Annotated in this window: 16 protein-coding genes and 1 pseudogene; 1 reads left to right on the top strand and 16 read right to left on the bottom strand. The window is 68.7% G+C overall.

Annotated elements, in window-relative coordinates; genetic code table 11:
- From STRAU_RS43150 to STRAU_RS31450, 8 genes and pseudogenes are all read right to left on the bottom strand, one after another.
- A pseudogene (locus STRAU_RS43150) lies at positions 1-201 on the bottom strand (hypothetical protein); the annotation flags it as partial.
- A gap of 14 nt (positions 202-215) precedes the next feature.
- Positions 216-1,565: a type VII secretion integral membrane protein EccD gene (gene eccD / locus STRAU_RS31480; protein ID WP_037663133.1), complete on the bottom strand. Its 1,350-nt coding sequence runs from the start codon at positions 1,563-1,565 to the stop codon at positions 216-218.
- Between the two features lie 393 nt (positions 1,566-1,958).
- Positions 1,959-2,819, bottom strand: a complete 861-nt coding sequence (locus STRAU_RS31475; protein ID WP_037663130.1) for an immunity 49 family protein — start codon at positions 2,817-2,819, stop codon at positions 1,959-1,961.
- The gene (locus tag STRAU_RS31470) at positions 2,819-5,329 is read right to left on the bottom strand and encodes a hypothetical protein (protein ID WP_016644460.1); all 2,511 of its coding nucleotides are present in this window, start codon (positions 5,327-5,329) and stop codon (positions 2,819-2,821) included. Before STRAU_RS31470 ends, STRAU_RS31475 begins: the two co-directional genes overlap by 1 nt.
- Positions 5,326-5,742 (bottom strand): DUF6507 family protein, encoded by a 417-nt coding sequence (locus tag STRAU_RS41865; RefSeq protein ID WP_052029364.1) that lies wholly within the window; start codon positions 5,740-5,742, stop codon positions 5,326-5,328. The genes STRAU_RS31470 and STRAU_RS41865 overlap by 4 nt, the downstream gene beginning before the upstream one ends.
- 102 nt (positions 5,743-5,844) lie before the next feature.
- Entirely contained in the window at positions 5,845-6,261 is a 417-nt protein-coding gene (locus STRAU_RS31460; protein ID WP_016644458.1) for an RDD family protein, read from the bottom strand.
- Between the two features lie 198 nt (positions 6,262-6,459).
- Positions 6,460-6,771 (bottom strand): pore-forming ESAT-6 family protein, encoded by a 312-nt coding sequence (locus tag STRAU_RS31455; protein WP_016644457.1) that lies wholly within the window; start codon positions 6,769-6,771, stop codon positions 6,460-6,462.
- A 75-nt stretch (positions 6,772-6,846) separates the two neighbouring features.
- Positions 6,847-7,176 (bottom strand): hypothetical protein, encoded by a 330-nt coding sequence (locus STRAU_RS31450; protein WP_016644456.1) that lies wholly within the window; start codon positions 7,174-7,176, stop codon positions 6,847-6,849.
- A 428-nt stretch (positions 7,177-7,604) separates the two neighbouring features.
- Between STRAU_RS31450 and STRAU_RS31445 the strand changes: the two genes are divergently transcribed.
- Positions 7,605-8,270, top strand: a complete 666-nt coding sequence (locus STRAU_RS31445) for a HalD/BesD family halogenase (protein WP_016644455.1) — start codon at positions 7,605-7,607, stop codon at positions 8,268-8,270.
- Positions 8,271-8,649: 379 nt separating this feature from the next.
- Here STRAU_RS31445 and STRAU_RS31440 read toward each other — a convergent pair whose 3' ends face one another.
- The 8 genes from STRAU_RS31440 to STRAU_RS31405 form a co-directional block, all read right to left on the bottom strand.
- Positions 8,650-9,306 carry an OmpA family protein gene (locus STRAU_RS31440; RefSeq protein ID WP_016644454.1) on the bottom strand — a complete coding sequence of 219 codons (657 nt, stop codon included), beginning with the start codon at positions 9,304-9,306 and terminating at the stop codon, positions 8,650-8,652.
- A 2-nt stretch (positions 9,307-9,308) separates the two neighbouring features.
- Complete coding sequence (locus tag STRAU_RS31435) at positions 9,309-9,914, bottom strand: hypothetical protein (protein ID WP_016644453.1); 606 nt, start codon at positions 9,912-9,914, stop codon at positions 9,309-9,311.
- A 32-nt stretch (positions 9,915-9,946) separates the two neighbouring features.
- A complete protein-coding gene (locus STRAU_RS31430) occupies positions 9,947-10,498 on the bottom strand; it encodes a pilus assembly protein TadG-related protein (protein ID WP_472980059.1) in 552 nt (183 codons plus the stop codon).
- 62 nt (positions 10,499-10,560) lie between these two features.
- Entirely contained in the window at positions 10,561-10,788 is a 228-nt protein-coding gene (locus STRAU_RS31425; RefSeq protein ID WP_016644451.1) for a hypothetical protein, read from the bottom strand.
- 244 nt (positions 10,789-11,032) lie between these two features.
- Positions 11,033-11,923, bottom strand: a complete 891-nt coding sequence (locus tag STRAU_RS31420) for a DUF5936 domain-containing protein (protein ID WP_016644450.1) — start codon at positions 11,921-11,923, stop codon at positions 11,033-11,035.
- Between the two features lies 1 nt (position 11,924).
- Positions 11,925-12,872: a type II secretion system F family protein gene (locus STRAU_RS31415; protein WP_016644449.1), complete on the bottom strand. Its 948-nt coding sequence runs from the start codon at positions 12,870-12,872 to the stop codon at positions 11,925-11,927.
- On the bottom strand, positions 12,872-14,212 hold the full coding sequence (locus STRAU_RS31410; RefSeq protein ID WP_016644448.1) for a TadA family conjugal transfer-associated ATPase: 1,341 nt from the start codon (positions 14,210-14,212) through the stop codon (positions 12,872-12,874). The genes STRAU_RS31415 and STRAU_RS31410 overlap by 1 nt, the downstream gene beginning before the upstream one ends.
- Before the next feature lie 5 nt (positions 14,213-14,217).
- A complete protein-coding gene (locus STRAU_RS31405; RefSeq protein WP_016644447.1) occupies positions 14,218-14,553 on the bottom strand; it encodes a TadE/TadG family type IV pilus assembly protein in 336 nt (111 codons plus the stop codon).
- Positions 14,554-14,641 lie beyond the last annotated feature (88 nt).

The raw sequence follows: 14,641 nt of genomic DNA, 5'->3' as shown, positions 1-14,641 counted from the left end.
CGTCGGCGCGAGCGCCGGGGTGGAGGCCGGCGGCGAGCTCGATCCTCCGCCCGTTCCGGAACCGGCACCGTTGTGGGCACGGGCACCGTTGTCGGCACGGGCACCGTCACCGGCACGGGCACGGGCACCGTCACCGGCGTTACCGGCGCCGCCACCCAACTCCCGCAGCAGATCCCGCTGCCAGTCCCTCGCCTCAGTCATGTCGTCCCGCGCCCTCACGCGAAGGTGTCGAGGAGTCGCCCGTACACGCCGAACACCCCGAGGGCCAGCGGAATCAGGGCGATGACGCCCAGCGACTCCAGCGCGTCCCCGATCCGGCGCAGCCGCACGCGCACATGCTCGGCGGGCCGCACGGCGAGTACGAGGAGCGGGGCGAGCGCGAGCGCGACGAGCAGCGCCAATGGCCCGCCCGCCGCCCCGGAGTCGCCGAGCCACACCCACGCGAGCCGCCCCACGACGGCCGCCGCGGCCGCGAACAGGGCGACGACCTCGACGATGAGCGGGAACGCCCGCGCGCGCAGGGCGAGGACCAGAGCAGCGACCCCCGCGAGCAGCACCGACCACACGGACACGGCACGCAGGGCGAGCACACCGGCGGCACCGGCGGACACGGCGAGCGCCACAGTCGCGAGGGCGAGCCCACGGTGGGTGGCGGCGAGGGCGCTCCCCACGTCGTACCGGCTGACCGAGGCCCCGCCCGACCGCCGGTCGTCGAGCCCGGAGAGCCCGGAGGCCATCAGGGCAAGTCGCGGCAGCACACCGAGACCGACGACGGACACGACCGCGAGCACGGCACCGACGCGATCGACGTGCCCACCGCCCTGAATCCCGAGGACGCCTTCCCACACCACGGCGCACCCGGCAAGGGCACCACCGCCGACAACTCCGCCCCGCCCCAAGGGCGTGAACCACCCGAGCAGCAACAGAGCAACAACAAGGACCCCGACGACACCCGCCAACTGCGCGCCCCCGGACCACCCGTTCGCGCCCCCGAGCGTCCACGCGCCGAAGGCCCCGAGCGCACCCGCGACCCCGATGAGGGTGGCGGCGACGCTCTGCCGCCGAACCCGCCCGAGCACCGCACCACCCACTGCGGCGACGGCACCGACGCCCAAGGCCGCCACCCCCACCCGGGAATCGTCGAACTCCCCCCGGGCAAGCACCGCGGCGACGAGAGCCCACGCCCCCACAGCAACGCCGCACACCACCCGCCGGGCCCCGGCACCCCACCGCCAGGCCCGCACATCCAGATCCCCGGCGGCCTCGTCGGTGACGTCGTGCACCACGGGCGCGGAGGGCGCGTCCTCGGCCCGCACGAGCCGCAGCACAGCTCCATCGGCGACCCCGGCCGACTCAAGCGTGCTGTCCTGCGCGAGCGCGGACCCATCGGCGGCCACGAGATACCGCAACTCGGGCCGCGCGCCCACCCGATCGTCGAGCAGCCGCATCACCTCGGGCAGCAACAGCCCGACCGGCTCCTGAGAAGGCAGTACGAGATCCACCCGCCGCCGCTCCCCCACCAAGGTCACCCGGCTCAACGCCACTCGCCCTTGGCTACGGCTCATTGCCCCCGCAGATATCACAAGTTCGAACCTATCACCGAGAAGTAGCGGACACGGAGGGCGATTCGGACACGCCAAACGGCAAGGAAGTGCGCGCACCGAACGACGAAGACCGAGGCCCATCAGTCGGCGACTCTCCCGGCTTCTTCTCCTCCATCACCCGATGCGAAATGAACGACCATCCCACGCATCCGGCACACAACACAGCGGCGATCACCATCCCCCCGACAAACTTCCCCAACCGCTCATCCCACCCCCGCCGCTGCCGCGCCCCACCAAACACCACCGCATCCCGAAGCCGCCGCCGCCGAACGGAAACGGACTCCAACAACTGACTGTCGTAGTCCTGAGCTGCCACCCCGCTCATCCCCCTTCCGGAGACAGTCAAGCAATCTCTCAGGTCTCGAACTCGCCAAGCCAGCTCCGCTGCAAGAGATGCTTCGGCAGGTAGTCCGACTCGACCTCTACAGCCATGCCTGCGTCGTGAGCAAGACATGCAACGGCCAGTGGGCCAATGGCCACCGCGCCGTCCGTACTTAGCCTGCGATCCTCGGTCTGCGTCCAGTACTCCTTGTGCAGCGTCAATGCTTCCACGAGCGCCGCGTTGAAATTCTCTTGGTCCCTCTTGACGAACTGCAGGAACAGGTTGAGCGGCGGGTAGAGGATTTTCAACATCAGCTCGCGGTCCGCGACGCGAAGGGTCTCGGGGTCAGTGCCGTTGAATGCAGCGATCAGCTTTTCACCCAGACCTGGACGCTCCATCCAGTACGTCTGCAGGGCATCCACCCAAGAGTAGATGTATTCGTCGTAGACGGCGTCAGATTCGCGGAGTAGTTCCACTGGCACGTTCGCCAGCTCGGTCATCCGCCCCTGCTCGCGGCAACTGACAGCAAGCCAGAAGGCGGTAACCCAATTTCCCGCATCGGTAAAGTGCTGGGCACCGGTCGCCGGCAGCACCCACTTCTTGTGCGCGATCACACACTCCACGGAGGCTTGCGTGGTGCTGGCGGCAGCAAACATGGCAGATCCGACCTGCATCGCCGCAACCCAGGCTTCCCAGGTCTCCGATTTACTCACAGCGCCGTCATGAATACAGTGCAGTTGGGCCGTGCTCAACACACTGCCGAAGGTCAGCCCGAACGATTCGGGCGACTCCTGGAGACCTTCAATGTCCTCGAGCGCCGCTTCGTCGCTCATTTCCAGGATCCGCGTCGCGTCTCCACCGGGAAATTCGTGGCGCGCCACTCGTGCAGGCATCACTTACTCCTGGGCTTGCTGATGTTGAACTCCTTCATCTGGTATCCAGCATACTTGCCGTTGCCGGCGGCCTCCGCCTTGACCAGTATGTACTTCACACTGCCTCGCTTCAGGGAATTGCGAAGATCCCGCACGAGCGCCGCCTCCGCGGTATCGTTCTTGGCCTTCGCCCGCTTGTCCATCTCGCGAAGGATCGTTTCGAAGTACTCGCGAGTTCCCTGTTGAACCCGATTGCCCAAGTGACTCGTTCGTTCGCCGAGACCCGCTCGGAGAGAGCCCTTGGCCTCGACGACCACAAAGCTCCCGTCGGGATTCCGATAGACCTGATCGAATCGATTGTTACCAAACTCCCCGTCGTCGACACGCCTGGCATTCGGGAAATGTTCCGGAATGGCATGGCGCTCGGCAACAGCCTCACCGAACAGCTCGCTCTGCCTGCCCTGGTCACCGTGCAGCGGGGAGTGCGCGCTCTCAGCCGCGTCGCGTGCGGCTTCCGTCTCCGCGGTCGGATTCTTCTGGTGCGCACGTTCGGCGTCGGCCAGGTTCTGCTCGGCTTGCCGATCGGCTGCTATGGCATCGTGCCGGAGCCTTGCCGACTTGTCGAGTTCGCCGAGCACATCATCCCCGAGCCGGATTCGGTGGCCTGTTAGGGGGTTGGAGTCGACGTACTTCGCCGGGATGGCGGGGGGCAGATCGGTCTTCGCGATCCACCGGCTCGGGTCGGAGGGGTCGCGCACCAATTGGGGCAATCGCTGCCCCCAGAACTCCCTGTTCGTAACCCGCCGGTATCCATTGGATCTGTAGTGCTCCTTGAACCAGGACGGATCCGAATTGGCTCGCTCCACGTGCCGGCGCAGAATCTCCTTGGGGTCGGGCTCAGTACCACCGGCTCCGGCCCCTCTGCCTCCCGGCTGTCCGGGGACATGGTCACCGGGACCGCCCGTCCCCCCGCCCGCTCGGCCAAGGCCAGTCACACCGTCGACCGATGAGCCGCCCAGGGACGCGTGGCTTCCCGAGGGGCCAGGGCCATGCGAGCCGTTGCCCGGGGAAGTATCTGCCGCACGGCCGACGGGTTCAGCGGCGCCGTCGCCTGCCTTGACCCCCGCAAGAACAGGTTCTCCTGCGGGGTTGCGAGGCGCGGGGGTCTCGTTGCGGACCGCGGTGGCCCGCTCCCGCGCCGAGAGTTCCGGCCGAGCTTGGTCGGACCTCTGCAGGACCGCACCGTTCGAGTCCAGGATCGCCCCCTCTTTCGTGAGGTAGACCGATCCGCCCTCGTTGTCGACGTACCGCACCGCGTCGTCCGGCACAGCCGCAGGACGCGCGGGCATGCCCGCCCCCTCGTCCACCAGGCGGTAGGGCCCGTCCGCCAACCCCACTCGCGCGCCGGCGCCGACGTTCTTCAACGGCACCAGCAGATCCCCCACCTTCGACACCGCGAAGGTAACGCCCTTCGCCGCATAGGTGAACGGATCGATCCCACGGCCCACCCTGCCGGTCACCGAGACGACCTTCGCCATGGCCCCGCCCTTGACCGCGGCCCCCGCGCCACGTGTCGCCACGATGGTCACGGCGTTGAAGCTGACCAAGCCCGCCGCCCGAGCCGGGTTCTTGCCCCACTGGTCGTAGGCGATCAACCCCTTGCCGGTCTCCACCACCGCCCGCCGGGAATCCCGCAGCCAGCCCGGAAGGTGCTCGTCCTTGGCCGTCCAGAAGAGGCCCGCGGCCGGAGACATGGTCAGTGCCAGGCCGGTGCCCAGCTTGGCCAGGTTGGTCCACGCCTCGCCGGCCGCGCCCCAGCCGTCCTTGCCCGCCAGTGTGCCGATCGCCTTGACCGTGCCGACGATGCCGTCCACGACGACGCCCTTGCCGAAGTCCACGGCCTTGTGGGCGAGCCATTCGATTCCGTCGTAGTCCCGCTCGGCCTTGGCGCCCCAGGGCAGTTCTTCGGCCTGGTCGAGGACTTCCTCGGTGTAGCCATACGTACCGCAGCTGGTCTGACCGTCGCTGCTCGGCTTCAGCTGGATCCCGTCCACCAAGGCGGTGATCCTGTTGTGGCAGGCGATTTCGGCCGCCTGGAAGGCCAGGGTGGCGGCCTCGACGTCGTCCATCAGCCGATTGTTGTGATCGACCTTGTCCTGGTCCTTGCGCCATTCGTCATCGGTCGAGACGTCGTCGATGACGAAGGCACTGGCCTCGATCCGCAGCTGCTTGAGCTTCTCCGCCAGCGGCCGCACCTCGGTCGCGTAGTCGTTCAGGGCCTGCGCGACCTTCTCCAACTGGTCGGCGAACGCGTCCGACCGCGTGGCCACCGGCTTGGTCGTCGCGAACAGGTCCTCCGCCTCGGGAGCCTCGTAGAACGCCGAGAGCCCCTGGAAGATGGAGTGCACCTGGCCGCCGCCGAGGCGGAACAACGACGCCTCCATGCTGAGGTCCGTCGCGTCCCGCTCGAGCTGTTCCAGGTTGCCCGTGAACTGCGGTATGCCATTGGGGTCAATGAGCTTGCTGCTCACTTGCCACCGCCTCGCGCGCCACCGCCGGCTCCACCGCCACCGCCGACACCGGGCATGTCGGGCACCGTCATCTCCGCGAGTGCGTTGCCCTGCTTCTTGGCCGCCATGTCCAGGTCACCCTTGATGTACTCCTCGGTGGCCCGGTGGGCGCCGTTCAGCGAACTGCCCGCCCGCTCCGCGATGTACGTGAGGTTCTTCGACCACTGGTTGAAGAACACGCCCAGGGCCGACCCCACCGGCCCCGGGGTCCCCTGCCCCTCGTGTCCACCCTCAACAATGGTGCCCGCGTGCTTGGCCGCTTGCGGCAGCGTCTTCTGCATCTGCTTGCCGGCGGACGCCATGGTCTCGGCCGCAGTGCCGGCCCGCTGGAGCACTCCCCGCACGCCGCCGGGTTCGATGTCCCACGCCGTCATCACACGCCCCCCATAACTCTGGTTACGTTCACGTCTTGATCACACGATGTCGACCCCGTACACCAGGGCGGCGACCGGAGCCCTGGACTCCCTGGCCCCCGCTCAGCGCTCCACAGCGACGGTGTCCGCCGCCTTGTCGTGCAGGCACTGCTGCAGCGGCTTGTCCCAGCAGCACCACAGCGGGTCGAGCAGGCTCAGGACCGGTACGACCATCCCGAGCAACGAGAAGGACTCCCGCCCCATGGCCCGCCAGAATCCGACCGGCCCTCCGGTCTCACGCCGCACGATCCGCACTCCACAGATCCGCTTGCCCAGCGTCGAGCCGAATCGGGCGATGCACACCGGGAAATACAGAACGAGCGAAGTGACCAACCAGACGATCAGCACCACCTGCGACAGTCCACCGCCGGACTCGTCGATCCACACCATGATCGGAGCACCCGGCGCGAAGTAGCCCAAGAGCCAGAAGACCAGGTCGAGCAGGCGTGCCCCGAAGCGGGAACCCCGGTCCGCGAGCACGGGGCCGACAGAGGCGTAGTGCGAGGGCCCCGGATACGGCTGATACGGCTGATAGGGCTGATAGGGCTGATAGGGCTGATAGGGCTGATAGGGCTGAGAAGACGTTGCCTGCGGGTAGGTGGGCAGTCCCTGGCCGGGGCCAGAGCCAGCGTCTCCGCCCGGCGGGGTGGGAGGGGTCGGATAGGACATGGTGCGTGCTCAGCCGATGTTGTTGACAGCGGCCCGCGCGCGGGCGAGCGTCGTCTGCGCCGTGCCGTCGTTCTCCTCCAGCGTGGAACGCACCAGCCGGATGATCTCCCGGACCTCGTTCGCCGCCTTGTTCCAGCGCACTTCCTTGCCGTGGTACTCGTCCGACACCCCGTCGGCCTGGTAGTCGGCCATCGCCGCCTTCACCGCGCGGTCGCGGTCGCCGAGCACGCGCTCGAGATTCCCGATGATGATGTGCAGGCTGCTCTGTACGTCGGCGGAGGCGCCGGTGTCGTACGAACGCCGGTCCTGGTTGCCAGCCATGACAAGACTCCCCGTGTCGAGTGGAAGCGAAGTTGGTGGGCGGGGTTGCCCCCGGAGCCCGTTGGACAGTGGCGGTCAGCCCGAGAAGCGCGCCGCCTGGAAGTTGGCCGCGCCCATGTTCTTGTGGGCGTTGTCGGACTGCTCCTGCGTACCCGTACCGAACGCCTCGTCCATCCCCGCCTGGCCGCCCAGAATCGACGCCAGCGAACTGTTCAACGCCGCCGTGATCTCATCCGCCCGCAGCTTGAACGAGTCGAACGTCGCCTTGCCCGCGCCGTTGAACTTCCCCTCCAACGGCTCCGCCGACTGCACCAGGGCCCGGATCAGCGTCCCCAGGTCGTCACTCGACCCCGCCGTGTTCTTCCCCAACACGGCAAGCGTCGTCTCACCCATGTCGAACTTCACAAGCCACCCCCGCCGAGAACCCCCGTCGGCCAACCGGTAGTTGACCAGCGCAATGACATCACTCCATACGCATGCGGCACTCACGTCACGTAACGCATCGAACATACTCCCCCACAGGACATTGCAGGCGCAACGCAGTTGGGAGCTGGGTCACACAATCCCGCCACCGGTCGCGGGAGCCCGCCCGGCCCGGCCAGTCCAGCCGCGGCCTCCGGAACTCTTCGCCCCTCGCACGCCCCCCGATCAGTGCGGGTACCTGGCCATGATGCGGCACGGTGAGACGGTGCCCGGACCCAGGAACGTGCACTGCCCGCTTCCCGCCACAGGACGCCACTCTGGCCGGAACTGTGCGATCGGAACGGGTCGCCGGGCGACCGGCGGCCTCGCCCACGGCATGGCGGCCACCGGCGCCGGGTAATGCCTCTGCCGTGCTGTCATTACCCGAGTACACCCATGCCCTGCGCGACCGCTTCACCGCCGACGGCTATCTGCCGCTCCCCGCCCTGATGCCCCCGGAATTGCTGACGGTCATCGACAGCGAGGTACGACGACTGGAAAAGCTGTCTGCGCGGCGGGACTTCGCCATGGAATGCACGGATCACTCCCCCCGCCATATGACCACTCTCGGCGGCCACGTCATCGCCCAGGAATCCGTACTGATTCCACAGCTCTACCGGGACGAACATCTCCTCGGACTGCTCGGCCGCATCGCGGGCTTCCGGGCCGTTGCCGTGAGTGACCCCCTCGAACGGCACGTCATCAACAGCCTCCACGAGCAGGGGGACACCCACGGCGCCCACACCGACGACTATCCCCTGGCCCTGGTGCTGTTCATCGAGGCCCCGGCCGACCCCTCCCACGGCGGACTGCTCGAGTACGTCCCCCACATCGCCGACCTCGCCTCGCTACGGACCGACAAGGTCCACAGGGCTCACCACCGCACCGGCGACGGCTACCTGCTCCGCAGTGACACCACCGCCCACCGCGTCACCCCGCTCCGCCACGCGGGCCTGCGCCGCACCGTCCTCAACTTCGCCTACACCACCCCGGACCGGCAACGGGCCGTGACCCCCTCCGCCTCCCAGCTGTACTGATCGCGGCGGAGGATGGCCGCCACCGCGCGGCGCGCGATCGCCGGGCTCGTCACCGACGCGGGCAGCGTGAGGCTGTAGGTGAGGTCGTTGGGGGTTGGCGGGCGGTCCGCTCCTTGCGTATGTACATCGTCCAGCAGACTGTCGGGGCAAGTGGCCGCTGCGAGCAGCGGCATAGTCAACCTCCGGTGAGGGCAGTTGCGTTGAGGGTTGCGCCGCCATCAAGGCGGGCGAGGCCGACCATCTCCTGTGAGCCGCCGCACCCGACTCACGCCGCCTTGGGGTGAAGGTCGCGGCGCCGCGGGACGCCTTCGGTGCCGGGCTCCCGTGCGAGCACCGCTGGCCCGCGCACCGCACCTCCGTCGGCGGCTGAGGCCGGGCGTCAGCGGCCGCCTTCCGCCGAGGGGGCGCTTGCACCGCCCCGCGGGAACGACACCTCCACTCGCCGGTTCTTCTTGCGCCCCTCCTCCGACCCGTTGTCCGCGATCGGATAGTCCTCGCTGTAGCCGCGTACGGCGTACGTGACGTCCGGGCCCAGGTGGTTCGCCAGTTCGTCGTGGACCGCCTCGGCGCGGTCCTTCGACAGCTTCTTGCCGTGGCCGTACGAACCCAGGTTGTCCGTGAATCCGAAGACGCGTACGTCCGTGGCCTTCTGGGTCTTCGCCTCCTCGGCGATCGCCTTGATGCGGGCGCTCGCCTCCGGGTTCAGCTTGGAGCTGTCCTTCGGGAAGAGGACTTCTGCCTGGAGCGCGAACTTCACGTCCGTGTTGGTGTCCTCGCGGCGTTCCTCTCCGCCCATGTCCTCGACGACCGACTTGATGTCCAGGACCTTGGCGGGGGCGAGGGTGGCGCCGTCGGCGAGCTTCAGTCCGGGACTGTTGGAGTCGACCTCGGGGGGTGGGGAGGTGGTGGTGCTGCCCGGGGGCGCGCTGGGGTCTTCGTCGTCGGCCCAGGCCGCGGAGGTGGGGGCCAGGAGGAGGAGCGCAGTGAGGGTGGTGGCTGTGGCGGTGGCCAGGGATCGGCATCGGGAGCGGGTCATGGTTACTCGCCCTCGGAGATTTCGATCGGCGCGGGGGGCATCGCACCGACCTGGAAGGTCATCTCGGTGGTTCCGTCCGGCGGGGCGGGGAACTGTGCGTACCAGTCGCTGGTCTGCCCGGGCTTCACTCCGCCGGTGAACTTCGTGCACAGGCAGCGTCCCGAGGTGTCACGCAGCACGAGGTACCGCTTCTTGCCCTTGCCGTCGACAAGGTTGGCGCCGGCCACGGACGAGCCGTTCTTGTTCAGCTCGCGCTCCTCGCCGCGCCAGTTGGCCGCCGCGAAGAACCGGCTGCCGTTGTTCGTGACGGTGCCGGAGACCGTGACGAAGCCTCCCTCGTCGCGCACCGCCGACTTGACCGTCAGCGTGATGCTCTCCTCGCCCTTGACCTCGGCCAGCACGTCGTCGGAGGACTGCGGCTGCTCCTCCTGCTGTGTCTCCTCACCGCCCTGGTCGTTGTTGGGGGCCGCCGACGACGTGTTCTCCTTCTTCGAGTCGTCGTCCCCCCCGTCCCCGCCGCCGCAGCCGGCCACCGCGAGGACCAGCCCAGTCGTGATCGCCACCGCGGTCATTGCCCTGCGGGCCTTCATGGTGCGCCGGAGTTTCATCGCTACGGCTTCCTTTTCTCTTTGCTCGCTCATCAGTTGGCCAGATGTACGGAGAAGAGTGTCGACGCGTCCGGGAGGTCGTCCAGGTCGAAGTCGTCCGGGTCGATCTCGATGGGGGCATCATCGCCGTCGCAGACGAACTCCACGTCCTTCTCCGGGTCGGCTGACTGAGCCAGCTCGCAACGGGGCTTGATGACGGCGGTCGCGTCGGCCTTCGCGTGCTGGTTCTCGGTGCCCGGGACGATCGAGTCTCCGACGGTGTAGTTGGTGGTGACCTCTACGTCGTAACCCGGGTATCCATTGACCTCGGCCGCCCCGAATCCGCTCACGTGCGCGTCGTTGTCGGCAGCCAGGGCATCGGCCGCTGCCTCAGCGCCCTCGCCGGTCACCATGTCTCCCCCGAGCCAGTCCACCCACTCGGCACCCTCACCCGCGGCGATTGCTTCGCCCAGACCCTCGACCAGTTCGTCGCGCGCGTCCTGCGCGGCCGCCAATGCCGCCGCGTCAGCGGCCGATTGGGCTCCGTTGCGCGCCAGGGCAGCCTGGGCGAAGGCGAAGAACGCGAGTGAAACGAAGAGGAGGATTCCCGTCAGCCAGATGTATATCGGCAGGGTGCTGCCCGCGTCACTGTGGAGGCGGGCCCTTCTCAGCCGCCAATGACGTCGGACACGGCGTCCTGAATGGCTCCGGAGATCTGTCCGTCCAAGCCCAGGCCGTCGATGAGGACGAAGATCCCCGCAATCAGAATCATCAACCCCGCATACTCCACGAACCCCGCCCCCCGGTCCCGCTCGCTCCCCCGCATCCCCCGAGCCCGGGAAGCCACCGTCAGCGTCCACGTCACCCACACTCCCAGTACGCGATCCTTCAGCATGACGGACGACCTTTCTTTCCCACCCGAAACCGACAACTTGACCCATCTGAACCAACTGCCTGATCTGGCCGATCACGCGCACGCGCGCACCGTACGACACAACAACTGCCCCAACAGGCTGTCCGCGCAACCGGCTTGCGCCTGCGCACGCAGGTTGGCGTATTCGCCTCGGTGCGGCCCGCCGCCGCGCAAAGCTCTTCGTGGCGCTCTCCGTGAGTTGCTTCAGCGAAGTCATTGACGACCGTCACCGCCCCAAAATCGACCCGAAGTCGGACCCCGACCCCAAGAACATGCCCGACGCGATCAGGATCATCGTGGCCGGGAGCATGAAGACGAGGGTCACCATCGTCGCCTTGGGGATGGTTTTCGCGGCGCGGCGGCGGGAATTCTGGGCGTCCGTACGGCGCATGTCGGTCGCGAGTTGGATCAGGGTGTCGGCGATCGGGGAGCCGAGTTCCTCGCCCTGTTGGAGGGCGGAGACGAACTGGGCCACCTGCTCCGAGGAGTTGCGTTTGCGCAGTTCGTCGAAGGCTTGGCGGCGGCTGACGCCCATGTCCATCTGGCGGAGCGTGATGCGGAGTTCGTCGGCCCACGGCCCCTCGTACTTCTCGGCCACGCGGTCCAGCGCCTGGCGGAAGCCGAGGCCGGCGGAGACGACCACGGCGAGGACGTCGAGGAAGTCGGGCAGGGTGCGGTCGATGACCTCGCGGCGTTCGCGGATGGCCTGCCAGATCAGGGCGTCCGCGGCCACCGCGCCGAAGACGAAGGTCAGGGCCGCGAAGAGGGGTTGGGAGTTCGTGAGGAAGATCAGGCCCAGGACCGCGCCGAAGACTCCGTAGACCGCGCGGCGAGCGGCGTAGCGGTCGATGGTGAGGCCGCCGGGGTTGCCCGCCATGTCGATGCGGCGGCGTTTGGCCGAGACGCGTTTCGGGCCCATGAGGCGGAGTACGAGTGGCGCGAAACGCATGCCGAGACGGTCCACCGCCCCGCCCGCCACCGAGACGCGTGACGCGCCGACCTCCAGCGCCACGGCCAGGTCGGCCGGGAGCTTCGCCTCCGCGCGGTACATGCGGATGCCCTGCGCGGCACCGGCCACGGCCAGTCCCATCAGTGCGGCGAGCAGCAGAGCGGTCACGTCACACCTCGATCTTTCCGAGGCGCCTGATGACGAAGAAGCCCACGGCGTAGAGGCCGAGAGAGATCAGGATCAAGGTCTGGCCGAGGGGGGAGCCCGTCACGCGCTCCAGGGTGCCCTCGTTCGAGGAGTTGATCAGCAACAGGGAACCGAGCCCCAGGAGGGGGACCGTGAAGGCCGTCGCGTGGACCTCCGAGAGCATCGTGCGGACCTCGCGCCGCGTCTCCTTGCGGTCCTCCAGGGTCTGCGTGAGGTTGCGCAGGGAGTTGACGACGGATCCGCCCGCCTTGTTGGACAGGACCAACGTGGTGACCAGCACTATCAGTTCGCGGGACGGGAGGCGTTGGGCCAGTTCCTCCAGGGTGTCGTCGATGGAGCGGCCCAGGGTCAGCTGGTGGGCGACGTGGGAGAGTTCCTCGCCCGCGGGGGCCTCCAGCTCCTCCGCCGCCATCGCCAGGGACGTGCGCAGGGCCAGGCCCGCCGCCGTCGCGTTCGCGAGGATGCGGGCCACGTCGGGGAGCTGGTTGATGAACGCCTCGATGCGCTTCTGACGCTGCCAGTTGAGGAAGATGACCGCGCTCCAGACCGCCACCACCCCGGCGATGGGGCCGAAGAAGGGCGCGAGGGACGCGGCCGCTATCAGCCAGAGGGCCGCGACGACCGCCATGACGTACGTGAAGAACTCGCCGGGGGTGAGGTCCAGGCCGGTCGCGGACAGGCGCAGCTGGAGTTCCCGGCCGAGACGGGTGCGGCGCAGGCGGCGGTCGACGGCCGTGAAGCGGCGGGCGCGGCCGCCGCCCTCCAGGGCAGGACGGGACCCCTCGCCCGCCAGGCGGTCCTCCAGGGCCCGGCGCTGGGCGCGCCCGGACGCGTACGTCTGGAGCCCGGCGACGGCCAGCGTGCCGGTGAGGAGCGTGGCGCCGAGTGCCAGCGCGGTGGGGTGGTTCATCAGCCGATCGCTTCCCTGGTGTTCAGTACGTCGATGGCCTCGGCCACGCCGTACGCCGGCGGCACCGGCTCCCCCGCCACGTACAGCCTCTCCGCGACCGGGCGCGGCAGCGGCAGATGCTCGAAGTAGCCGTGGACGACACGGTCGGGGCCGGCCGGGCGCGGCACGAAGCGGGTCACGGGCGCGATGCGGAACTGCTGGCGGCCGTGGCTGACCAGGAGCACGATCTCGGCGACCTTGCGGGAGCCGTCGGCGTGCCGGGCGAGCTGGACGACCACGTCCACGGCCGAGTTGATCTGGTCGCGCAGGGCCTCGAAGGGGACCTGGACCTCCGACATCGAGCCGAGGGTCTGGAGGCGGGTCAGGGCGTCCTCGGCCGTGTTCGCGTGCACGGTGGCCAGGGATCCGTCGTGGCCCGTGGACATGGCCTGGAGCATGTCCAGGGTCTCGCCGCCGCGGACCTCGCCGACGATGATGCGGTCGGGGCGCATGCGCAGGGAGTTGCGTACGAGGTCGCGGATCGTTATCTGGCCCTTGCCCTCGACGTTGGGGGGCCGGGATTCGAGGCGGATCACGTGGTCCTGCTGGAGCTGGAGTTCCGCCGAGTCCTCGATGGTGATGATGCGTTCGTGGGCGGGGAGGAGGCCCGAGAGGGCGTTCAGGAGGGTGGTCTTCCCCGAGCCCGTGCCGCCGCTGACGATGATGTTGAAGCGGGCCCGTACGAAGGCGGCCATCAGCATCAGCATGTGCTCGTCGAGCGAGCCGAGGCCGATGAGTTCGGGCAGCGTGTACGCGCGCGGGAAGCGGCGGATGGTGAGGGTCGCGCCGGTGAGGGCCAGCGGCGGGATGATGACGTTGACGCGTTCGCCGGTGGGCAGGCGGGCGTCGACCATGGGGTTCGACTCGTCGACGCGGCGGTTCACGGTGGAGACGATGCGTTCGATCGTCTGCATGAGCTGGTCGTTGGAGGCGAAGCGGAGGGGGAGCTGCTCCACGCGGCCCGCGCGCTCCACGAAGATCGAGTCGGGGCCGTTGACCATGATCTCCGTGATGGAGGCGTCGGCGAGGAGCGGTTCGAGCACGCCGAGGCCCAGCGCCTCGTCGACGACACGGCGGACCAGGTGGGCGCGCTCGGACGAGGAGAGGACCGGGCCCTCGCGGCTGATGATGTGGTTGAGGACGCGCTCCAGGCGGGCGCGTCGGTCGGGCGCCGTCAGGGACGACATCTCGGCGAGGTCGATCTCTTCGAGGAGCTTCGCGCGGTACGTCGCCACGAGGCTGTCGTCGCGGTTGGGGGCGGCGGTGTCGGCGGGCGAGGCGATGCGGGATCGCAGGCTCATGGGGGTCAGCCTCCTGCGTCGGGGTCGTCGTTGGGCATCGTCGCGGACTTCTCGACACTCCAGTCGGTGTCGACGAAGGGGAGGAGGGTGGGGACCTGGACGGTGACGGTGGCGGTGGTCGTCTCGCCGCTTCCGTCGCCGACGCTGACGTCCGCGTCGAGCCCGCTGTCCATCGCCGCGTGCCCCGCCGCCTCGCCGCTGCCCTCCCCCTGCGAGGCCACCCGGGCCGCCGCCCGCGCGCCGGAACCGGCCTGGTTCGCGGCGTAGCCGACGAGGCCGAGCTGAATGGCGGCCAGGCCGATGATGAGGAGGATGGGGAGGAAACCGGCGAACTCCAGCATGGAGACGCCTGCGTCGTCGTAACGGCGGCGCCTTGCGGCACAGGTCCTTGCGGTACGGAGCCTTGCCGTACGAAGCCGTGCCGTACGA

It is taken from the genome of Streptomyces aurantiacus JA 4570 (assembly GCF_000414115.1).
Lineage (GTDB): Bacteria > Actinomycetota > Actinomycetes > Streptomycetales > Streptomycetaceae > Streptomyces > Streptomyces aurantiacus_A.
This window is presented reverse-complemented; position numbering and strand designations above follow the sequence as displayed.